We start from the raw sequence: 21,768 nt of genomic DNA on the forward strand, positions 1-21,768 counted from the left end.
CGACCGCGGGAAGGGGAGCTTGTGAAACTCTTTGTCTGGGACCTACACGGGGTGCTGGAGCAGGGAAACGACCGGGCCGTGATCGACATTTCCAACGAGGTGCTGTCGACCTTCGGGTACGAGCAACGGTTCGGGTACGAGGACGGTCGACGCCTGTACGGACACAAGTGGTACGAGTATTTCGCCTTCCTGTTGCCGGCGGACACGCACGACCGCCATCTGGAGCTGCAAGAAGCGTGCTTCGTCCTCTCCGAGGAACGGCCTGACCTGCAGTATCGCTGGATGACGCCGACGCCCCACGTCGCCACGGTGCTGGATGCCGTGGGCGCCCGCCATCAGCAGATCGTCATTTCCAACACCCGCCCCGGCACCCTGGACATGTTCCTCAAACTCCTGGAACTCACGCAATACTTCACGCCGGGGCGAGCGTTCGCAGTTGACCAACATGTTCGAGATGTGAAAACCACCAAAAAGGACGTCCTTGCCGGGTATCTCGTCGAGCAACCCGCCTTCGAGGAACTTGTGATCATCGGAGACTCGGTCAGCGACATGAGGTTGGCAGAGGTGGCCGGCGGGACGACCTATCTCTTCGCGCATCCGGAATTTGCCTTTCGCAACTGCACCGCCGATTTTCGTATTCGGGATCTTCGTGAGGTCCTGCGTCGCGTATAGACCACATCGAACACAATCCTTATACTCAGAGAAATCGATGCCTGACTGAGTGTGAGGTTGTCCATGGCATCACCTCGGATCATCTGGCCCGCAAAGGGCACCTCGGAGTCGGGCTGCGATGCGCTGATCGTCGTGCCACCGCCGTCACCATCGGACACCAACCCGCCACTGGGTCCGGCGATTCTGGCGACCGTCGCCGCGCGCAGTGGCTTCCGCGTGGACGTGCTGGATCTCAACGTTCTCCTGCTCAGGCGATTTGACAACGGGGCATCGAGCCTCGGTCGGACCCTTGGCGACCACGGCAAGGATCGCTCGGTTGTAGCGGCTGCGGCGCAGTGGCTCTTCGCGCACACGGGGCTACGCGACACGCCGCCGCTGCACCTGCCCGACACCGCCGACCCGGTGGCCGGTATGCACTACCCGGTCTCTGCGGTCGACGCCGCCGTCACTGCTGTCGCCAACGAGCCGGAGCCCTGGCGGGACTGGGTCGAACAGCAACTTCGATCCTGCTGCGATCGACCACCGACCGCGGTCGGTGTGTCGCTGATGGGTCCATCCCAGGTGTTCGTCGGCCTTCTCGTGTTGCGAGTGGTCAAGGAGATCTGGCCAGGCACGACGACGATCCTCGGCGGCAGCCACGTGACGTTGCTGCGGGAGGAGATGCGGCAGAACGCCCGGCTGGGCGAGGTGGCCGACCTCGTGCTCGCCGGTCACTGCGAGGACGAGTTCGTCGGCGCCCTGGCCCGCCTGAGCCCACGTGCCATCCGGCAGCCGCTCGTGCAGGTACATCCCCGCGCCGACGCTCCGTTCGAGTACATCCCCACCTTCTCCGAGCGGCAACTCGCCCACTACCACCGGGAGCGGTTGACGCTTCCGGTCCAGTTCACCCGTGGATGCTCGTACGGTCGATGCACGTTCTGCACCTATCCGGTGGTCGAGCCGCAGACCACCGCGTTCGCTGCGCAGGGCGCGCGGATGACGGTGGACGCGCTCGTCCAGGCGTACGGGGTTCGTCGTTTCTCGCTGAAGGACTCACTGTTCACCGCCCCGATGCTGCGCGCCTACGCCCACGCGTTGCTGGCTGAGCCGGTCGCCGGGATCCAGTGGAGTGCGACGACGAAGGCCAACCGGGCGCTCATCTCGCTGGCACCCCTCCTTGCCGACTCGGGGCTCGCCACGGTGGAGATCGGCGTGGAGACGATCAATGCGACCGGTCAGCGGATCTTCGACAAGCGGGCCGATCCCGCGATGCTCCAGGAAGTGATCCTGGCCCTGGCCGAGCAGGGCATCACGGTGGTGACGAACTTGATCTTCGGCTTCCCGGGCGAGCGTGAGCAGGACGCGCAGGCGCAGCTGGAGTGGTTCCTCCGACTGCGCACGGCGGCACCGGCGGGTCGGGTGGACTGTTCGCTGAACATGCTGGAGATGGTTCGTGGTGCGCCGATGGTCGCCCACCCGCCGCCGGGAGTCGAGTTGGCGGGAGTCGCCCCTTGGGCCTTCAGCTACGCGTGGAACGCGCCAGCATGGCGGCGGGACTTCGCCGCGGGGCTGGAGTGGGTGGAACGGGCACCTCTACCAGGTTGACCTACTGGTCGCGGCGCCACGCGGCCCTGGCGGACCTGTGGGGCTGGTCGATGTCGGGACGCAGGTCACAGCGGGCGGCGAAATAACCGGGGAGGCTTTCCCCGTTTGACTCTTCGGGTGAAGCGGGGAAGGTTTCCCCGGTTTCAGTGAGGAGCGTCGTCGTGGCTGGTACTGCCGTACAACAGCGGTTGCCCCGGCAGCGAGCCGACGCGTCCCGGAACTTCGACCGGATCGTCGCCGCAGCCGGTGAGCTTTTTGTCGAGCGGGGCGCAGACGTGCCGCTGGACGAGATCGCGCAGCGGGCGGGGGTGGGTAACGCCACCCTCTATCGGCATTTCGCCAACCGGCGGGAACTGATCCGGGTAGTGGTTCTGACCCTGATGTCCGGTCTGACCGACGAGGCGGAGCGGGCATTGACGGAGGAACCGGACCCGTTCGAGGCGCTGCGGCGGTTCGTACACGTATCGGCGGAGCTGCTGATCGGGGGACTGTGTCCGGTTTTCTCCAACTGGCTGGATCCCACCGATCCCGAGTTGAACGTACAGCGGGAGCGGATGGAAGACGCGTTGGAGGCCATCCTGCGTCGGGCGCGGGAGTCCGGCCAGTTGCGTCCCGACGTCGCCATCGGCGACGTGATCGTCCCGATCGTCCAACTCACTCGACCGATGCCCGGTACGGGACGAGCCACGCTCGACCGGTTCGCCCACCGGCACCTGGAGATCCTGCTCGACGGGCTGCGCGCACCGCAGCGTTCCGTACTGCCGGGGTGCACGGTCACCCTGGCCGACCTACGACAGGCAGCGTGCGGCCCGGCTCAGCGTGGAGTCGGCCCTTCCTCGGAGCGGGGAGTGCGCTGACCGACCGGCGCTGACCCACGGCGCCGACCAAACGAACACCATCACCGCCATATCCGGGTGGCCCGCGTCCACAGGCTGCCGTTTCCATCCATATTTGCGAAAATTGCGGGGACCTCCATGTCCACAGAAGTAGAAGCCAATCCGAGGCGCTGGACAGCGCTGATATTCATCTCGTTGGCTCAGTTGATGGTCGTACTGGATGCGACCGTGGTGAACATCGCCCTGCCGGCGGCCCAGCACGACCTGGGCATCTCCGACGGCAACCGGCAGTGGGTCATCACCGCCTACACGCTTGCCTTCGGTGGCTTGCTGCTGTTCGGCGGCCGGCTCGCCGACATCGCCGGCCGGAAGCGGATCTTCACCATCGGGCTGATCGGTTTCGCCGCCGCCTCCGCCATCGGCGGGATCGCGGCCAACACCGGCATGCTGCTGGGCGCTCGTGCCCTGCAGGGTGTGTTCGGCGCGATGCTCGCCCCGGCCGCGTTGTCGCTGCTGGCGGTCACCTTCACCGAGGCCAAGGAGCGCGCCAAGGCGTTCGGCGTCTTCGGCGCGATCGCCGGTGGTGGTGGCGCTCTCGGCCTGATCCTCGGCGGTGTGCTCACCGAGTACCTGAACTGGCGCTGGGCGTTGTTCGTCAACATCCCGATCGCGCTGATCGCCGCCGCTGGCGCGTACCTGGTGATCCGCGACGTACCGGGAGCACGTAACCGCAACCGGCTCGACATCCCCGGTGTGGTGCTCTCCACCGCCGGTCTGGTCTCGCTGGTCTACGGCTTCACCCGGGCCGAGTCCGACGGCTGGACCGCCGCCTGGACCCTGGGCTCGTTCGTCGCGGCGGCCGTGCTGCTGGCGGCGTTCGTGCTGGTCGAGTCGAAGGTCGCGCACCCGCTGCTGCCGCTGCGTGTGCTCACCGAGCGCAACCGGGCCGGCGTCTACTCCGCGCTGGGCATCGCGGTGATCGGCATGTTCGGCCTGTTCCTCTTCCTCACCTACTACCTGCAGGTGGTCAAGGGATGGTCGCCGGTCGTCACCGGCGTGGCCTTCCTGCCGATGATCGTCGGCATGATCACCGGCTCGACCCAGATCGGCGCCCGGCTGATGAACCGGGTCGCGCCCCGGCTGCTGATGGGACCGGGCTTCCTGGTCGCCGCGATCGGCCTGCTGATCCTGACCCAGATGAAGGTGGACAGCTCGTACGGCGGACTGATCCTGCCGGGTCTGGTCCTGCTGGGCCTGGGCATGGGTACGGCGTTCATGCCGGCGATGAGCCTGGCCACCTACGGTGTCGAGCCGCGTGACGCGGGTGTCGCCTCCGCGATGATCAACACATCGCAGCAGGTCGGCGGCTCGATCGGTACCGCGTTGCTGAACACCGTAGCGGCCAGTGCCACCGCGGCCTGGTTGCTCGACCGGGGAGGCAACCCGGCGCTGATCAACGAGGCGGCAGTGCACGGGTACGCCACCGCGATCTGGTGGGCGGTCGGCCTGATGGTCCTCGCCGCGGCGATCGTGCTCACCTTCGTCAACACCGGACGTCAGGACGGCGGGGCCGTGACCAGCGGATCCGGCGCCAGCGACGACGAGAACGCGGGGGATGTCCCCGTACCGGTGATGATGCACTGACCGGCGACCGACGGACGCTGCCGGCGTCCTGAGATGCCCGGACACAACAGGCTGGCGACCCTGCCGAGAGGCAGGGTCGCCAGCCTGTCTCGTAGCCGAGACCGAGTGGCTTTGCACCCACTCCTGCGCTGCTTCGTGTCCATCTCGAGGCCCCTCGGGTGTCCCCGGAATTCGAGCAGGTGTTGGCCTCGTCGGAGGAGGCTTGGCCGGTGCACCACCGGACCTGAATGAAGACACAGGAACACGGCGAACAATCGTCGCGGCACGTCCGCTCCGCTCCTGGAAGAGACCCATGCTCGCTCATCTCGCTCTCGCCCGTTTCCCGGCGATTCCCGTTCTCGTCCTCGGCGGATCGACCGTCGTCGCCGCCGTACCGAAGATCCTCACCCGCCGTCGCGGCACCGACCGCAGGTCAGCGGTGGGGGGCACGCAAGTGGCGCTCGCCGACCTTGCCGCACGGCGGCTGCTCCTCGCGGACCGGGTCGCGGCGGCGAAGTTCGCCACCGGTCAGCCGATCGACGATCCGGTACGGGAGCAGAGAGTTCTCGACGAGGTGGCCGACGTGGCCGAGGCGATCGGACTGGATCCCGCTGTCGGCGTTCGTTTCTTCCGTGACCAGATAGAGGCCAGCAAGGTGGTACAACGCGCACTGCACGCCCATTGGCGGGCATATCCGGAATACGGTCCCCCGGAGCGACCGGATCTGGTGAAAGACGTACGCCCGCAACTGGATCGCATCACCGTGCACATGTTGCGCGAACTGCTCCTGAGCATCAGGGGCACTACCGGCACCGGCACCGGCACCGGCACCGGCACCGGCACCGGCACCGGCACCCGCACCGGCCGGCCCGCCGACGCTGATTCCCCGACGACGGCGGATCGGCAGCTGGACGGGCTGCATCGCGACGCCCTGCTGCTCGCCCTGCGCTCCTTGCCCGCGTACGACCACCGGGATCGCCGGCCGGACGTTCGGAGCGAGTCGCGGGCATGCGGGAAGGGACGGACGACCATTCTCGCCAAGTGGCCCGCTTCTAGAGCGGACCGTCGGGCGAGGTGAGGCGCCGCTGGGCCGGATGCTGCCGGTGGGCAACGCCAGCGGCGACTGGGCACACACCGCGCCGACCAACGAACTGTGGGGTGGCAGCCTCGCGCAGTGGGATCGCTCACCGTCGGCAGCAGATGCTGGACTGACGACATGAAGAGGTCTTCAATTGCGTAGGTAGTCGAGCCGAGGAGCACACGTGACCGTTCCGCTGTACCAGCGCAAGGCGGAGTTCTTCCGGACACTCGGGCACCCGGTGCGTATCCGGGTGCTGGAACTCCTCGGCGACGGCCCGATGGCCGTACGCGACCTGCTGGCCGACGTGGACATCGAGGCGTCCAGCCTCTCGCAGCAACTGTCGGTGCTGCGGCGCGCCGGAATCGTCACCTCCCGGCGTGAGGGTTCGGCGGTCATCTACGCCCTCGCCGGCCCGGACGTCGCGGAGCTGATGCGGGCGGCCCGCCGCTTCCTCACCGAGATGATCACCAACCAGGCGGAACTGCTGGATTCGCTGCGCGAAACGGGAAGCAGCAGCGACGACGACGCCGTCACGGCACGCCGGTGAGCGTCGCCGCGCTTGCCGGATCGAGCTGGCGCAGGGTGCGGGACCTCCTGCCCACCCGGGCCGACGTCACGCTGATGCGTCGGCAGCCCCGCCGCGACCTCGTCGCCGGACTCACCGTCGCGGTGGTCGCGCTGCCGCTGGCCCTCGGATTCGGCGTCTCCTCCGGAGTCGGCGCCGCCGCCGGCCTGGCCACCGCGATCGTCGCCGGCATCCTCGCCGCGCTGTTCGGCGGGTCCAACCTGCAGGTCTCCGGGCCCACCGGCGCGATGACGGTGGTCCTGGTGCCGATCGTGGCACAGCACGGGCCCGGAGGCGTGCTCACCGTCGGGCTGCTCGCTGGTCTCGTCCTGGTGGCGCTGGCCCTGCTCCGAGCCGGCCGGTACGTGCGCCACGTACCGGCGCCAGTGGTGGAGGGCTTCACCGTCGGCATCGCCGCGGTCATCTTCCTCCAGCAGGTGCCGGCCGCACTGGGTGTGTCGACACCGGCGGGGGAGAGCGTCCTCACGGTCGCATGGCACGCGGTACGCGACTTCGCCGGCCAACCCCACTGGCCCGCGCTGATCCTGGCGACCGGGGTCGCGGTGATCATGCTCGTCGGCGCCCACTGGCGCCCGACCTGGCCGTTCTCGCTGCTCGCGGTGGGTGCGGCCACGCTGGTCGCGCAGTCGGCACAGCTCGGGGTCGGCCGCGTCGGCGCCCTGCCGGCCACGCTGCCCACACCCTCGCTGGGCTTCCTCGACCCGGCCGCTGTCCCGTCACTGGTCACCGCGGCACTGGCCGTCGCGGCACTGGCCGCGCTGGAGAGCCTGATGTCGGCGACGGTCGCCGACGGCATGACCGTGAACCAACGCCACGACCCGGACCGGGAACTCTTCGGCCAGGGGGTGGCGAACCTGGTCACGCCGCTGTTCGGCGGCGTACCGGCGACGGCGGCGATGGCGCGTACCGCGGTCAACGTCCGCTCCGGGGCCCAGTCGCGACTCGCCGCCCTGTCCCACGCGATCGTGCTGGCACTGATCCTGCTGGCCGCCGCACCGTTGGTGGCCCACATTCCGCTGGCCGCGCTGGCCGGGGTGCTGCTGGCCACCGCGGTCCGGATGGTCGAGGTGAGCGCGCTGGCCGCACTGGCCCGGTCGACCCGCGCCGACGCCCTCGTCCTGGTGCTGACCGCGACCGCCACCCTCGTGCTGGACCTGATCGCCGCCGTCGGAATCGGGCTCGTCGTCGCCGGTGCCCTGGCACTGCGGCAGATCGCGCGGGCGGCCCGGCTGGAGGAGGTCCCGCTCGACATCGCCGACCACCACGTCGAGGAGCAGGCGCTGCTGCGGGAGCACATCGTCGCCTACCGGATCGACGGACCGCTGTTCTTCGTCGCCGCCCACCGATTCCTGCTCGAACTGACCGAGGTGGCCGACGTACGGGTGATCATCCTGCGGATGTCCCGGGTGTCGACGATCGACGGCACCGGTGCGCTCGTACTCCGGGACGCGATCGAACGGTTGGAACACCGGGGGATCGCCGTGTTCGTCTCCGGCCTGGCCGCCGAACACGACCGGGCACTCACCGCGGTCGGCGTACTCGACCGGCTCCGCGCCGAGGGCAGGGTCTTTCCGGGTACGCCGGAGGCGATCGCCGCCGCGCGCGTGTACCTGCACCACAGCGGCGTGCTGCTGCCAGCCGGGCAGGCCGCGCCGGGAGCGGGCTGACCGACCGCAGGGTCAGCGCCCGGTCTCGTGGGCCGCCCGCGCTTCCAACAACTCGGGCAGGTGTTGCCTGCTCCAGGCGCGGGCGGCGTCGATCAGCGTCAGCAGGCTCCGCCCGAGCACGGTCAGCTCGTACTCCACCCGGGGCGGATTCTCGTCGTACGCGGTGCGGGTCACCAGGCCGTCGCGCTCCATCGCCCGCAGGGTCTGGGTGAGCACCTTCGGGGTGATCGCGCGCAGGGGGACCCGGATCTCGCTGAACCGCCGCCGACCGTGCTCCAGGCAGAGCACCACCATCCCGGTCCACTTGTCACCGATCTGGAAGGGCAGCGCACCGCTCGGACACATCGGGTCGAACATGTCCGCGTCCAACGGCTGGGCCATGGCCCGGACCCTATCCCAGTACCTTTGAGGTAACCAGTATCTCGCGGATAGCGTCTCCGGGCATGGAAGCGACAACCGGAAGCGGGACGCGATCATGAGCGACATTGCCATTTTCGGAGCCGGTGGCCGAGCCGGTCGGGCGGTGACCGGCGAAGCGCGCGGGCGTGGGCACCGGGTGACCGCGGTGGTACGGGATCCGGCCCGGTACCGGCACCTGTCGACCGACGGAGTCCACGTGCTGCGCGGCGACGTCACCGACGTACCCGGGGTCTCCCGGATCCTGCGCGACCACCACGCCGTGGTCCACGCGGTGTCCCCGGCGTCCGGCCCGGAGGCGCTGGCCGACCTCCACCACTTCGACGGCCAGTTCTTCGTCCGGGCGGTCGACGCACTGCGGCAGGCAATGGCCGAGGCCGGCGTGCCCCGACTCGTTGTCATCGGGCTCTTCGCGAACCTCGACGGCGCCGACGGGCGGCCGGTGATGGACGATCCGGCACTGTTCCCCGCCGCCCTCCGGCCGTTCGCCCAGGCCCACACCGCCGGTCTGGATCGGCTGCGTACGACCGGAGGAACGCTCGACTGGGTGATGCTCACCCCGCCCGCGATGCTCGACCCGGACGGCCCACGCACCGGCGGCTACCGCGTCGGTGGTGATGCCATACCGCCGTCGGAGGCCGCGCGGCTCTCCTACGCCGACCTCGCGGTGGCGGTGCTCGACGAGATCGAAACCCCCCGCCACCATCGCACCCGCATCTCCGTCTACAACGACGCCTAGCTGACCGCTCTGGCGAGCGCGTCGGCCACGGCGGCGCGGGTGGGATCCGGGTTGGCCCAGGACCAGTTCGGATGGGCGCGGTTGGTCAGCAGGGCGAGGACGAGTTTGCGGGCGGGGTCGACCACGATAGAGGGACCGGCGAAGCCGGTGTGACCGAAGGTACGGGCGCTGGAAAGTCGGCCCATGAACCACGGTTGGTCGAGTACGACACCGAGGCCGTGCGCGGCGGTGCGGTTGGGGCGCTCGGGGTCGATCGCGGGTTTGCCCGCGTTGGCGTTCTCCAGCATCTTCCGGACGGTGGCTTCGGCGAGGACGCGTTTGCCCTGGTAGGTGCCGCCGTTGAGCAGTAGCTGTCCGATCGCGGCGAGGTCGGCGGCGCTGGCGAAGATGCCGGCGTGACCGGCGACGCCGCCGAGGTGGTTGGCGACGTCGTCATGGACGATGCCGCGCAGCAGGCCCCGGGAGGAGCGGGCGTCGGTGGCAACGAGCCGGGTCTTCTTCGCGTCCGCCGACAGCCAGCCGTTGGGGGTGAAACCGGTGTCGCGCAGCCCGAGCGGGCCGGTGAGGTTGGACTTGAGCGCCTGGTCGAGGCGCTGCCCGGTGACCTTCTCCACGATCTTCCCGGCGACCATCAGGCCGACGCTGGAGTAGCGGAAGGTGTCGCCGGGGGTGGCGCCGGAGGCCAGCGGAGTGGTCATGACCGCGTTCCACCGGGCCGTGTTGTCGGGCAGGCCGGTCACCTTGGCGCCGACCGGCAGGCCGCCGGTGTGGGTGAGCAGCATGGCGACGGTGACCGCGTTCTTGCCGGTGCCGGTGAACTCGGGCAGGTATTCGACGACCGGGGCACCGAGGTCGACCTTGCCCTTGTCGACCTGTTGCAGGAGCAGGATCGCGGTGTAGACCTTGGTGACCGAGGCCAGGTCGAAGATCGAGTCGGGGCGCATGGGCACCCGCTGTGCGGCCGGCAGCAGTTTCGGGCCGGCGCCGTACCGCAGTGCCTCGCCGACCGCGGTGTGCACGGTGGTCTTGCCGTTGACGAGCACCATCGCCACCGCGCCGGGGAAGCCGGAGTGCTGCACGGTCTGCGGGGTCGCCGGCAGGTAACGCTGGAGGACCTTGGTCACCTCGGCCGCGTACGGGGACTGGTTCGCCGTACCGGCGGTGGCGCCCGGGGTGACGCTGGCGCCCGCTGGACCGCTCGGCGCAGGGCCCAGTTTCGCGGTGTTGCCCGCCGCGTCGGTAGCGCCGACGGCACCGGCAGGATCGGTTGATCCGGTCCAGGACGGACCATTGTCGGACCCGTCGGGTTTGCCACAGCCGACGATCGTGCTGGCGGCGGCGAGACCGGCTCCGAGCAGCGTACGACGAGCGAGCGTACGACGGGCGACATGCATGGACGTGATAGTGGCACCACCGATCCGCTTCCCGCTATCGGGGTCGCCCCGCCTTTCGGGCGATTGCCACTCTTGCCGAGAAAGAGTCGCTATCAGCGGCGGGATTCGCACTCTTTTTCGGCAAGAGTGTGAATCCGGCGGGAACGAAAGTGGTCAGGCGAGGAGGCGGGTGGCGTCTTCGGGTCGGCCTTCGGTGTGCGCGGCGAGCGCCTGTGCGAACAGTTCGGCGGGCAGGATCCGTACGCCGAGTTCCTCGGCCTTGGTCGCCTTGGACCCGGCGCCCTCACCGACCACCACCAGGTCGGTACGTTTGGAGACCGACCCCGACGACTTGCCGCCGAGCCGCTCGACCGCCTCGTTGCCCTCGTTGCGGGACAGACCGGGCACCGAGCCGGTGACGACCACCGTCATCGGGGAGCCATCGGTCCGTTGCAGCGGCAGGACCGGTGCCGCCGACTGCGGGTCGGACCCGTCGGTGGTGGGCTGCGCTGGTGCGACCCGGCGGGGACTGCCGGGCTCGGTCATGTTGACGCCCCGCGCGGCGAGCTTGTCGATGACCGGGGCGAGGTCGGCCAGCTCGGCGGCGATGGTGACCGCCCGCTCCGGGCCGACACCCTCGACCTCCTGGAGCTGCTCGACATCGGCTCCGCGCAACGCGTCCATCTCGCCGAAGTGGCGGGCCAGGCGCCGCGACATCGACCGGCCGGTCATCCGGACGCCGAGGCCGGTCAGCACCCGCGACAGTGGTTGGGCCTTGGACCGTTCGAGGTTCGCCACGAGTTTCGTCGCCGAGGTCTCGCCCATCCGATCCAGCTTCGCCAGGGTCGGGACGTCGAGGTCGTAGAGGTCGGCCGGGTCGGTCACCAGACCGGCCGCGACCACCGCGTTGATGATTTTGTCGCCCACGCCCTCGATGTCCATCGAGTCGCGGGCGGCGAAGTAGGCCAGGGACTCGGCCGCCCCGCACGCCCGGCCCAGGGTGCACCGCCACCGTTTCTGGGACCGGTCGATCTCGCCGCCGCAGCGCGGGCAGTGCGTCGGTGGCTCGAACGGCACCGAATCCGCCGGCCGCTCGTCGAGCTTTGCCCCGGTCACCTCCGGGATCACCTCGCCGGCCCGGCGTACGAACACGGTGTCGCCCGCGCGCACGTTGCGCCGGACCAGGTCCTCGAAGTTGTGCAACGTCGCCGAGGTGACGACCACCCCGCCGACCTGGACCGGCGCCAGCACCGCGACCGGGGTGATCAGACCGGTACGGCCGACCTGCACCTCGATCCGCAGCAGGGTGGTGGTGCGGGTGTCGGCCGGGAACTTGTAGGCGATCCCCCAGCGGGGTGCCCGGCTGGAGAAGCCGGCCAGGTCACGATCGGCCGCCGCGTCCGCCTTGATCACCGCACCGTCGACCGCGAAACCGAGCTGCCCGCGCCGCTCGTTGAGCGTCTCGACCGCGGCCAACGCATCGTCGATCGTGGCGCAGACCGGCATCCCGGCCGGCGAACCCGCGGTGGTGGCGACGCCGAGGCCGCCCACGTACGCCATCTCGGTGGAGTGGCGCCCGTCTCCCTCCGCCACCTCGCCCACCAGCCCGTACGCGTAGAAGGACAACGGCACCTCGTACGCCCGGTCCTGTGCGCGCAGGCTGCCGGCCGCGGCGCTGCGCGGATTGGCGAACACCGGCTCACCGTGCCCGGTGCGCAGCTCGTTGGCGCGTTCGAAGTCGGCATCGGTCATGAAGACCTCGCCGCGGATCTCCAGGGTGACCGGCTCGGCCAGCCGCTGCGGCAGGCCGACCACCAGGCGTGCCTGGCTGGTGACGTCCTCACCGGCCCGCCCGTCACCGCGGGTCACCAGCAGGTTGAGCTGACCGTGCAGGTAGCGGGCGGAAACCGCGAGGCCGTCGATCTTGGGCTCGACCGTGAAACCGTCGGCCGGGCGACCGAGCAGTTTCTCCAGCCTGGCGCTCCAGGTGCGCAACTCGTCGGCGCCGAACACGTTGTCCAGGCTCAGCATCGGCACGGTGTGTTCGACGTCGCCGTTGATGCCGACCCCGGCGGCGACCAACCCGGTGGGTGTGTCGTCGAGCCGCCATTGCGGCTGGGCCACCTCGGTGGCGCTCACCCGGGCCATCAGCGCGTCGTAGCTGGCGTCGTCCATCGCCAGGTCGGTGCCGTTGTAGTAGGTCGCCGCGGCGGCCCGGATCGCCTCGATCGCCGCGTGGTAGTCGGTCACCGTCTCGAAGGGCACCGCGTGTCCGGCGTCGACGACCGGATCGACAGCGTCGATCAACTCGGTGGTGTCGGTCAGCGCGGTGGTGTCGGTCAGCTCGGTGGTGTCGGTCAGCTCGGTGGTGTCGGTCGGCTCGGCCAGCTGGTCGGCACCGGAACTCTCCATCGACGTTGACCTCTTCCCCGTGTCGGTCGGTGCCGCGGCTCGGCACCGACTCGCCCACCCACGGACAACACCCGACCTGGGCGTCCCGGTGGATACCGCGCCAGCCTAAAGCCCGGGTACGACAGGTACGAGCACCCGTCGGCGGACCAGCTCGATCAGGTATCCCGCCCCGGAACCGGCGCCGCCGCCCTGTCCCCGGGATACGGCGCCCGGCCCGGGGACGCTCGGCTCGGTCCGACGGGTGAACCGACGCTCCCCGCGTACGTAGTAGGGGGAACCGTCCCCGGTCGGGCGCCGACAGCGAGTGCAGCCGGGGCGGGGCGGGGCGGCTCGGTGAGGAGAGGACCAGGATGGGCGGTGGCGCCGGACTGTGGGCATCGTTTCGTACAGCCGCTGTGCTCGTCGGTGTTGTGCTGGTGGCGCAGCTCGCGATCCCGGGTCCAGCCGCAGACCCGAGGGCGTACGCGGCGGTTGTCGCGGCCGAGCCGACTCCGGCGGGTGAGCCGAGCGGGCGGTATTACGTGGTCGGGCCCGGAGTGAACGGGCAGAAGGAGTACCTGTACGGGATCGCGGTGCAAACCCTCGGCGACGGCAACCGGTTCCGGGAGATCGTCGAGCTGAACCGGGACCGGCCACAGCCGGACGGGGGACGGTTGACCGATCCGCTCGACCTGCGGCCTGGGTGGATCCTGCTGTTGCCACCGGACGCCCAGGGGGCCGGCGTGCAACTGGGCAGCCCTCCTGACGTACCGGCCCAGGTCCCGGGCGGTACGTCGGCACCGGTGGAGGTACCGGCCCCGGAGGCGGTCGGCGACCGGTCCCGTACGGATGTCGGGGGCTACCTGCTCCGGCTCGGTGCGTTCGGGCTGATGGTGCTGCTTCTCGCGGTCGCGCTCGCCGTGATCCGGCAGCGGCGCCGTTCCCCGGCCACCGCGCCAAGCACCGCGGTCACGCCGCCGGCACCCGAACCGGAACCGGGACCGGCACTGGGACCGGGACCGGCACTGGGACCGGGACCGGCACTGGAACCGGAACCGGCACTGGAACCGGAACCGGGACCGGGACCGGAAGCCGCAGCGGCACCGAAAGCGGGGAAGGACGCTGCGGCGGGAGCGGAAAACGAAGACGACGCCGGAGTGAGAGCGGAAGCGGAAGCCGTGACGGGAGCGGAAGCGGAGAAGGAGAAGGAAGCGGAAGGGGAGGCGGCAGGTTCGGTCGTGGTGGGTGGCCCGGTGGAGCTGCGGGCCGAGTTGGGGCAGGGGCCGGACCGCATCGAGGTCCGGTTGACCGGTTCCGGCCGGGTGGGCGGCGTCGGGGCGTACGCCTGGCTGCCTGACGGTGAGCGGTTGCCCGGCGCTTCCATGCCCGTGGTGCTGGGGCGGCAGGGACAGCGTTGGCTCTGGGTGGACCTGACCCGGACACCGGACCTGCTGACCATCACCGGGTCCGCGCAGGCATGCAAGCGGCAGGCGCTCGGAATCGTGGGGCAGTTGCGGGCCGCGGGGATCGGCGTCACCGTGGTCGGCCGGGTGCTCGGCGACGACGTACCGGCCGGCTGTCGACAGGTCGAGGCCTTTCCCACGATCCCGCAGGACGACGACGGGCCGGGCGTCGTGGTCAGCGGCGGGTTGCGCGGCGCGGACCTGCTGGCCGCCCGGGGGATGCTGGCTGCCAGCGGCGGGCGGATCGTGCCGGTGCTGGTCGGGAAGGTGCTTCGCTCCCGGTGGTCCATGTTGGCCATCGAGAGCCCGGCGGCGTCGACGCCCGTCGGTCCCGAGGTGACACCGGCGTCGACCGGCGCGGCGTCGACCGGCACGGTGTCGACCGGCACGGTGTCGACCGGCACGGTGTCGACCGGCACGGTGTCGACCAGCACGGTGTCGGCCTCCGGGACGGCGGTGGTGACGCCGGTGCCCGGCGAACGGGATTGAACCGGAGCGCCCGCGCTGCCGTAGTGCGGGCGGGCGCCGGACGGCGCACGGTGCGGCGGACGATCGGGCCCGAGGCGAAGGAGAGTGCCGGTGGCGGTGCAGCGGCGGTCTTCGGTGCGGCGATGGTGGTCCCTCGTCCTCGGGGTCGCGGTGGTGCTGGCACTGCCGGCACAGGCGCTGGCGGCGCCCGCCGCTCCGGGGGAGGGCTACCTCAAGTACTACGTGGTGACGTCGTCGTACCAGGGTGCGGCGGAGACGCTGGAGCGGATCGCGTTCCGGTTCCTCGGCACCACCGAACGGGCCGACGACATCTTCGACCTCAATGCGGGGCGGCGGCAGGCCGACGGCGGCATGCTCACCGAGCCAGGCCCACTGACCGCAGGATGGTTGATCGTCCTGCCCTGGGACGCGTCCGGGGACGGCGTCCGCTACGGCCTGCTCTCGGCATCCCAGCTCGGAGCCGGGCCCGGTGCCGGGCCGGGAACGGGATCGCCACCGGATGCGTCGGCCGGTTCGTCGGTGACATTGCCACCGGTCGGCGGCACACCGGTCGGCGGCACCACGACCGAGGCCGGGCAATGCCCGGTGACCACCGCACCGATCAGCGCCGCCCGTACCGAACTGCGGCTGGATCCCGGCCCGGCGTGGGCCCGTACCGAGGGCGACGGTGTGATGGTCGCCGTGCTGGACTCCGGCGTGGACGGTGTACGCGCCGGGTTGACCGGCCGGGTGGCGGTAGGTGTCGACATCACCGCCGGCAGCGCCCGGGGTGACGTGGACTGTCTCGGCTCGGGCACTGCGATGGCCGGCATCATCGCCGGACGCGGCGCCGCCGGGGCGGGCGGGAACGGCATGGCCCCGGCGGCCACCGTGCTGCCGGTCCGGGTGGTCACCACGACACGACAGGCGCGCTCGACCGACGTCGAGACCGGGATCCAGGTGGCGGTGTCGGCCGGAGCGGGTGTGATCGCCCTCGGCGGCCATGTCGCCCTCGACGACCCGGTGGTGGCGGCGGCTGTCGACTCCGCCCTGGGGCACGGCGTCGTGGTGGTGGCCGGGGCGGCGGTCGGCGACGGGGCCACCGCCGAGTCGCCGAGCGGACCGGAAACCGCGCTGCTGCGGGTCGGCGGGACGGGCGCCGACGGACAACCGGCCACCGGCTACCGGCCGGGTACGGTGCAGGTCCTCGCCCCGGGCGTCGACCCGGCCGGCGGGACGGGCGCCGGCAGCGGCACCCCGTACGCGGTCGCGTTGGTGGCCGGCACCGCGGCGCTGGTCCGGTCCGCCTTCCCGAACCTGAGCGCCGCGCAGGTGGCCCACCGGATCAGGACCACCGCCCAGCGGGGCGGGGCGACCGAGCCCGATCCCGGCACCGGCTGGGGAATGGTCGATCCGGGTGCCGCCGTCACCGCCGTACTGGCGGAGGAGGGGCGGCCCGCCGCGGCGGCGCCCGACGATCGGGGTCCGGGGCCGATCCGGGCGAGCGTGGTGGTGGTCCTGGTGCTGCTGCTGGCCGGTGCCGCCGGGATGCTGACCTGGCGAGCACGGCGCACCGCCGTGACCACCGGACGCACCACCGGCACCGGCGACCCGGTCGACGTCCCGTCCGGCTCCGGCGCCGCCGGATCCCAGCCGTAGGGCGAACAGACCCGAAGGAGCTGTCATGGCGGTGCGTGTCCGGGAGCGGACGGTGGGCCGGCTGTTCGGGTCGGTGACCTGCACGGTCCTGCTGGTGCTCGGCCTGCCGGCAGGGGCCGGGTACGCCGCCGACGGTGAGCCGCCGACCCTGCCGACGGTGACCGACGACTGCATCGGACCGTCGCCGGTCCCGTTCGCCGGGGTGCCGTGGCCGGTGGCCCGGCTGGCGCCGCAGGCGGTATGGCCGTTGAGCCGGGGCGGGGGCGTGACGGTGGCGGTGGTCGACACAGGGGTCAGCGCCGCGGCGATGGGTCTGACCGGCGTGGTGCTGCCCGGCCGGGACGTGGTGGCCGGAGGTGGGGCCGACCGGGACTGCCGGGGACGGGGCACCGCACTCGCCGGGATCGTGGCCGCGCGCCCGGTCACCGGAACCGGTGTGGTCGGGCTGGCGCCGGCCGCGTCCGTGCTGCCGGTGCGGATCGTCGACGGTCAGGGCCGGTTGCAGCCGAAGTACCTGGCCGACGGCATCCGGGCCGCGGTGAGCCTGGGTGCCGACGTGATCCTGGTGGGCACCGGGGTCGAGGTCGCCGACGCCAACCTGCGGGCCGCGGTCGACGAGGCGGTGGCCCGCGACATCGTCCTGGTCGCGGCGGTCAGCGACCAGCGGGGAGCGGGCCAGGCCGGCGCACCCGTGGTCTGGTACCCGGCCGGCTTCCCGCAGGTCGTCGCCGTCGGCGGGATCGACACCGACGGCAAGCCGACCGAGCCGGTCGTCGAGGAGTCCGGAGTGGACCTGGTGGCGCCGGCCGTGGCGGCGGTCAGCGTCGGGCCGACCGGCGCCGGGCACTACCGGGTCGGTGGCGCCGCCGTGGCGGCCGCGTACGTGGCGGGGGCGGCGGCACTGGTCCGGTCGTACCGGCCCGCGCTCAGCGCCGCCGAGATCCGTGCCCGGCTGGAGTTGACCGCCGAGCACCCGCCCGGCGCGGCGCGTACCCCGGCGGTCGGGGCCGGCGTGCTCGACCCGTACGCGGCGGTTTCCGTGGTCGACCCCGGCCAGGCCGCGCGCCCGGTCGAGGCCCGGCCGGCACCGGCGGTGCTGCCGGCCGTGCCCCCGGCGGACCCGGCGGTCGGCCGCGCCGGTCTGGTCGGCGCGGCCGTCGGTGTCGGTACGGTGCTCGCCCTGGCCGCCGCGGTCACGATCCGGGCCGGGCGTCGGCGTCGCTGGCGGGTACGCTGACCGCCTGCCCGGCCGGCGGCTCCACCCAGGCGGTCTGGATCAGCCGGCTGCCCCGACGGGTGCACAGAAGTGCCCGCCCCGGCGGCAGGATGCGCGGCTTCGTGTTGCCGAGCAGCGGCCCCTCGGAGGCCGGGCAGGACAGCGCCACGTCCGGGCTGTTCGTCTCCTGCAACCGCCGGATCAGCGGGTCCATCGACATCCGCATCACCCCGGCCGCACCTCGGGTCAGCACCAGGTGGAAACCGATGTCGGTGCCCTGCGGCAGGAACGGTATCAGCGGTTGCAGCGGGCTGTCGTGCCCGCTGAGCAGGTCGTAGTCGTCGACCAGCACGAACAGGCGCGGACCCGCCCACCAGTCGCGGCGGCGCAGCCGCTCGGGGGTGATGTCCGCCCCCGGCACCCGGCTGCGCAGCCCCTCGACGGCCTGCGCGACCGCCTCCTTGGTCGAGTCCGGGGATACGGAGTAGCCCAGTCGGTACTCCTCCGGGATCGACTCGAATAGCTGACGGCGGAAGTCGACCACCATGATCCGCGCCTCCTTCGGCGTGAACCGGCGGGTCACCGCCTCCGCGAGGTGACGCAGCAGGGCGGTCTTGCCGCTCTCGGTGTCACCGAGCGCGGTCAGGTGCGGCACCTCCTCGAAGTTGTGCCAGACCGGCCGCATCCGCTCCTCGTCCAACCCCAACGCCACCCGCAGGTCGCCGTCGGGTGCCGGCAGGTCGCCCGCGGGCAGCACCGCCGGCAGCGTACGCACGGCCGGGGCGCCCGGGCCGTCCCAGAAGTCACCCACCATGGCGGCCAGCCCCCGGGCACCCTCGGCGACCGTGTTCGGGTCGGCCAGCCCGTCGATGCGGGGCAGCCCACCGAGGAAGTGCGTCTTCTGCGCGGTCAGACCCCGACCGGGAGTGTGCGGCACCGTCGCCGCCAGCCGCAGGTCGATCGCGGAGTCGACCGGGTCACCGAGGCGCAGTTCCAGCCGGGTGCCGATCTGGTCGCGCATCCCGTGGTGCACCTCCGACCAGCGGGCCGTGGTCAGCAGCAGGTGTACGCCGAAGTTCAGGCCCCGGGCGACGACCTGACGGATCGCGGCCTCACCCGCCTCGAACTCCTGCCGCAGCGTGAACCAGCCGTCCACCACCAGGAACACGTCGCCGTACGGGTCGTCGGTGATCGTGCCGTCGGCGCGCCGCTGCCGGTAGGTCGCCATGCTGTCCACCCCGAGGGTGCTGAACCGCCGTTCCCGGTCGGCGATCAGCGCGGCGATCTCGGCCAGGGTCCGGCTCACCCGGTCGGTGTCGAGCCGGCTGGCGACACTGCCGACGTGCGGCAGGTCCGCGATGGACGCCAGCGCCCCACCACCGAAGTCCAGGCAGTAGAACTGCACCTCGCGCGGGCTGTGGGTCAACGCCAGGCCGCCGATGACCGTACGCAGCAGGGTGCTCTTGCCGCTCTGCGAACCACCGGCCACGCCCAGGTGCCCGCCGACCCCGGACAGGTCGACCGTCATCAGCTCCCGTACCTGCTCGAACGGCTTGTCGACAAAACCGACCGGCACCACGAGGCGGCCGTTGCCGGGCCAGTCCGGGGCCCGCAGACCGTACTCCGGGTCCGGGGCGAGCGCGGGCAGCAACTGGTCCAGGGTGGGTGCCGCGCCCAACGGCGGAAGCCACACCTGGTGGGCCGGCGGCCCCTGGTCGGCGAGCTGGTCCACCACGACCGCCAGCACGCTCGCCGTGTTCGCCTCCGCCTCGACCCCCTCCGGCACGTCCGGCGTCACCGCGCTCTCCTCCGGCACCCGATACGGCACGTGGTCCAGCAGGTATGGCACCACCTGCTGCTGCACCACCTCCTGGCGTACCCGCGCGGTCTTGGGCCGGTACGCCCCGGAGACGTACGCGGCCTTGAAGCGGATCAGCGTCGACACGTGCGTACGCAGGTAGCCGTTGCCGGGCTGGGCGGGCAGTTCGTGCGCGTCCGGCACCCCGATCACCGAGCGGGACTCCATCGCGGAGAACGTACGCAGCCCGATCCGGTACGACAGGTGCGATTCGAGCTGGGCGATCCGCCCGTCGTCCAGGCGCTGGCTGGCCAGCAGCAGGTGCACCGCGAGCGACCGGCCCAACCGACCGATCATGACGAACAGGTCGATGAACTCGCGGTGCGCGGCGAGCAGTTCGCTGAACTCGTCGACCACGACGAAGAGGGTGGGCAGCGGGTCGAGCCCCGCACCCTGGGCGCGCGCCCGTTCGTAGTCCAGGGCGGAGCTGAAGCCGCCCGCCTGCCGGAGCAGCTCCTGGCGCCGTACCAGCTCACCGTGCAGCGCGTCGCGCATCCGGCTGACCAGGGCGGCCTCGTCGGCCAGGTTCGTGATCACGGCGGAGGTGTGCGGCAGCCGGTCCAGCCCGAGGAAGGTCGCCCCGCCCTTGAAGTCGACCAGGATCAGGTTGAGCGTCTCCGAGGAGTGCGTCGCGGCCAGGGCCAGCACCAGCGTACGGAGCAACTCGCTCTTGCCGGACCCGGTGGCGCCGATCAGCATGCCGTGCGGGCCCATCCCGCCGAGCGCCGACTCCTTGATGTCCAGCTCCACCGGGACCCCGTCGGAGTCGATGCCGATCGGCACCCGGAGCCGGTCGGCCGGTGCCCGGGTCGCCCACATCCGGGACACGTCGAGCCGGCTCAGGTCACCGATGTCGAGCAGGGTCGCCAGGTCGAAGTCGGAGGTGAGCGCCTCGGCCGCAGGTTCGGTGGCGATGCTGAGCCGGTACGGCGAAAGGATCCGGGCCACCGCACGCGCCTTGGCCACGCTCAGCCCGTCGGCCTTCGCCAGCGGCGAGCGCGTCTCCCGCCCCACCGCGTCGTGCCGGACCATCTCCACCTGCCCGTCGGCCACGTCCAGCCAGAGCAGCTCGCGCGGGGTGGCCGGCGGTGCGGTGCCGAGTTCGATCAGCAGCGCGTTGCGGTAACCGCCGGAGGCCATCCGGGCACCGGTCGGGATCCGCCCGCCGTCGCAGATCACCAGCACGTACGGTTCGTCGCGGTTCGGCGTGGCGCCCTGCTCGTACCGGGGGCGGGCGGAGAAGGCGTCGCCGAGCAGTCGTTCGACCTCTTCGATGTTCTCCGCGACCAACCGGGCCGAACCGGCGGCGTCCTGGTCGACCGGGTGCTGCGCGTGCGGCAGCCACTTGGCCCACTCCCAGGCGGCGAAGCCCTCGCCGCCGAGGCAGAGGGCGATCATCACCTCCTCCGGGGCGTGGAAGGTGGCGAGCTGGGTGACCAGGGCGCGGAGCACCGAGCGGCGCTCGTCGTCGGCGCCGGTGATCCGGATCTGGGCGAAGCCGCGCAGGAACAGGGCGACCGGCTGGTCCTCGATGGTGCTGTACGCCTTGATGAAGCGACGCAGCGACTTCGCCGACAACGGTTCCAGGTCCTCGATCGGCTTGGTCTGCATCGGGGCGATCCGGGTCGCCAGGCGCTGCCGGCCGGTGCCCACCCGCAGTTCGAGGAAGTCCGGGTGGGTGCCGCGCCGCTCCCAGCGTCGGGTGGTCATCGCCACCGACCAGAGCGTGCCCGGCTCCGGGTGCCGCCAGGCGCTCGCGTCCCGCTGCTGTCCCACGTAGCGCCGCACCCGGCGCCGGTTCTGGGCCAGGTAGCGCAGGTAGTCACGCCGGTCGCCGCCAAGTCGCCGCTTGCGGTCGCCGCCGCTCATCGCCATCTGGCCGATCATCATGCCGCCCATGGCGACGACCAGCAGCCCGGCCATCATCCAGGTCATCGGCCCGCCCCGGGACGGGCCGACGAACATCAGCATCATCACCCCGGACATCAGCATCATCGGCAGGAACGTCATCGCCCCGCGCAGCCCGCCCGCCTGGATCTCGGGCAGCTCGGGCGGCTCCTGGAGGCTGATCTCGCCGGAGGGCATCTCCGGCCCGTTGCGTCGGGCCGGACGCCGGAACACGACCGTGGTCACCG

General features: G+C 71.4%; 15 protein-coding genes. 11 read left to right on the forward strand and 4 right to left on the reverse strand.

Going from position 1 to position 21,768, the window contains the following annotated elements; genetic code table 11:
• The first annotated feature begins 21 nt into the window (after window positions 1-21).
• From AB0J90_RS11195 to AB0J90_RS11225, 7 genes are all read left to right on the forward strand, one after another.
• Window positions 22-672 carry an HAD hydrolase-like protein gene (locus AB0J90_RS11195; protein ID WP_363594604.1) on the forward strand — a complete coding sequence of 217 codons (651 nt, stop codon included), beginning with the start codon at window positions 22-24 and terminating at the stop codon, window positions 670-672.
• A 63-nt stretch (window positions 673-735) separates the two neighbouring features.
• The gene (locus AB0J90_RS11200) at window positions 736-2,256 is read left to right on the forward strand and encodes a radical SAM protein (RefSeq protein WP_363594606.1); all 1,521 of its coding nucleotides are present in this window, start codon (window positions 736-738) and stop codon (window positions 2,254-2,256) included.
• Window positions 2,257-2,417: 161 nt separating this feature from the next.
• Window positions 2,418-3,113: a TetR/AcrR family transcriptional regulator gene (locus AB0J90_RS11205; RefSeq protein WP_363594608.1), complete on the forward strand. Its 696-nt coding sequence runs from the start codon at window positions 2,418-2,420 to the stop codon at window positions 3,111-3,113.
• A gap of 117 nt (window positions 3,114-3,230) precedes the next feature.
• A complete protein-coding gene (locus AB0J90_RS11210) occupies window positions 3,231-4,736 on the forward strand; it encodes an MFS transporter (protein WP_363594610.1) in 1,506 nt (501 codons plus the stop codon).
• 292 nt (window positions 4,737-5,028) lie between these two features.
• Window positions 5,029-5,793: a gamma subclass chorismate mutase AroQ gene (gene aroQ / locus AB0J90_RS11215; RefSeq protein WP_363594612.1), complete on the forward strand. Its 765-nt coding sequence runs from the start codon at window positions 5,029-5,031 to the stop codon at window positions 5,791-5,793.
• Window positions 5,794-5,977: 184 nt separating this feature from the next.
• Window positions 5,978-6,343, forward strand: a complete 366-nt coding sequence (locus tag AB0J90_RS11220) for a metalloregulator ArsR/SmtB family transcription factor (RefSeq protein WP_363594614.1) — start codon at window positions 5,978-5,980, stop codon at window positions 6,341-6,343.
• Entirely contained in the window at window positions 6,340-8,049 is a 1,710-nt protein-coding gene (locus tag AB0J90_RS11225; protein WP_363594616.1) for a SulP family inorganic anion transporter, read from the forward strand. The genes AB0J90_RS11220 and AB0J90_RS11225 overlap by 4 nt, the downstream gene beginning before the upstream one ends.
• Before the next feature lie 12 nt (window positions 8,050-8,061).
• Here AB0J90_RS11225 and AB0J90_RS11230 read toward each other — a convergent pair whose 3' ends face one another.
• Window positions 8,062-8,430 (reverse strand): helix-turn-helix domain-containing protein, encoded by a 369-nt coding sequence (locus AB0J90_RS11230; protein ID WP_363594618.1) that lies wholly within the window; start codon window positions 8,428-8,430, stop codon window positions 8,062-8,064.
• Between the two features lie 94 nt (window positions 8,431-8,524).
• Here AB0J90_RS11230 and AB0J90_RS11235 point away from each other — a divergent pair, with 94 nt between their 5' ends.
• A complete protein-coding gene (locus AB0J90_RS11235; protein ID WP_363594620.1) occupies window positions 8,525-9,205 on the forward strand; it encodes an NAD(P)H-binding protein in 681 nt (226 codons plus the stop codon).
• Here AB0J90_RS11235 and AB0J90_RS11240 read toward each other — a convergent pair.
• Window positions 9,202-10,599: a serine hydrolase domain-containing protein gene (locus tag AB0J90_RS11240; protein WP_363594622.1), complete on the reverse strand. Its 1,398-nt coding sequence runs from the start codon at window positions 10,597-10,599 to the stop codon at window positions 9,202-9,204. The two genes, AB0J90_RS11235 and AB0J90_RS11240, sit on opposite strands and share 4 nt — an antisense overlap.
• A 153-nt stretch (window positions 10,600-10,752) precedes the next feature.
• Window positions 10,753-12,990, reverse strand: coding sequence for an NAD-dependent DNA ligase LigA (ligA, locus tag AB0J90_RS11245; protein WP_363594624.1), 2,238 nt, complete (start codon window positions 12,988-12,990; stop codon window positions 10,753-10,755).
• A 395-nt stretch (window positions 12,991-13,385) separates the two neighbouring features.
• On the opposite strand from ligA, the gene AB0J90_RS11250 reads away from it, so the two are divergent.
• The 3 genes from AB0J90_RS11250 to AB0J90_RS11260 all read left to right on the forward strand — a co-directional run bounded on the left by AB0J90_RS11250 (window position 13,386) and on the right by AB0J90_RS11260 (window position 17,796).
• The gene (locus AB0J90_RS11250; RefSeq protein ID WP_363594626.1) at window positions 13,386-14,921 is read left to right on the forward strand and encodes a hypothetical protein; all 1,536 of its coding nucleotides are present in this window, start codon (window positions 13,386-13,388) and stop codon (window positions 14,919-14,921) included.
• Window positions 14,922-15,011: 90 nt separating this feature from the next.
• The gene (locus tag AB0J90_RS11255; protein WP_363594628.1) at window positions 15,012-16,559 is read left to right on the forward strand and encodes a S8 family serine peptidase; all 1,548 of its coding nucleotides are present in this window, start codon (window positions 15,012-15,014) and stop codon (window positions 16,557-16,559) included.
• 25 nt (window positions 16,560-16,584) lie between these two features.
• Window positions 16,585-17,796, forward strand: coding sequence for a S8 family serine peptidase (locus tag AB0J90_RS11260; protein WP_363594630.1), 1,212 nt, complete (start codon window positions 16,585-16,587; stop codon window positions 17,794-17,796).
• On the opposite strand, the gene eccCa is transcribed toward AB0J90_RS11260, so the two are convergent.
• On the reverse strand, window positions 17,753-21,718 hold the full coding sequence (eccCa, locus tag AB0J90_RS11265) for a type VII secretion protein EccCa (protein WP_363595027.1): 3,966 nt from the start codon (window positions 21,716-21,718) through the stop codon (window positions 17,753-17,755). The genes AB0J90_RS11260 and eccCa overlap by 44 nt on opposite strands.
• Window positions 21,719-21,768 lie beyond the last annotated feature (50 nt).

The organism is Micromonospora sp. NPDC049523 (assembly GCF_040676775.1).
GTDB lineage: Bacteria > Actinomycetota > Actinomycetes > Mycobacteriales > Micromonosporaceae > Micromonospora_G.

Bases quoted from the DNA above. Each gene is read 5' to 3' on its own strand.
- ligA (WP_363594624.1), bottom strand. From the start codon at position 12,990: ATGGAGAGTTCCGGTGCCGACCAGCTGGCCGAGCCGACCGACACCACC.
- AB0J90_RS11260 (WP_363594630.1), top strand. From the start codon at position 16,585: ATGGCGGTGCGTGTCCGGGAGCGGACGGTGGGCCGGCTGTTCGGGTCG.
- eccCa (WP_363595027.1), bottom strand. From the start codon at position 21,718: ATGCCCTCCGGCGAGATCAGCCTCCAGGAGCCGCCCGAGCTGCCCGAG.
- AB0J90_RS11235 (WP_363594620.1), top strand. From the start codon at position 8,525: ATGAGCGACATTGCCATTTTCGGAGCCGGTGGCCGAGCCGGTCGGGCG.
- aroQ (WP_363594612.1), top strand. From the start codon at position 5,029: ATGCTCGCTCATCTCGCTCTCGCCCGTTTCCCGGCGATTCCCGTTCTC.
- AB0J90_RS11210 (WP_363594610.1), top strand. From the start codon at position 3,231: ATGTCCACAGAAGTAGAAGCCAATCCGAGGCGCTGGACAGCGCTGATA.
- AB0J90_RS11230 (WP_363594618.1), bottom strand. From the start codon at position 8,430: ATGGCCCAGCCGTTGGACGCGGACATGTTCGACCCGATGTGTCCGAGC.
- AB0J90_RS11200 (WP_363594606.1), top strand. From the start codon at position 736: ATGGCATCACCTCGGATCATCTGGCCCGCAAAGGGCACCTCGGAGTCG.
- AB0J90_RS11240 (WP_363594622.1), bottom strand. From the start codon at position 10,599: ATGCATGTCGCCCGTCGTACGCTCGCTCGTCGTACGCTGCTCGGAGCC.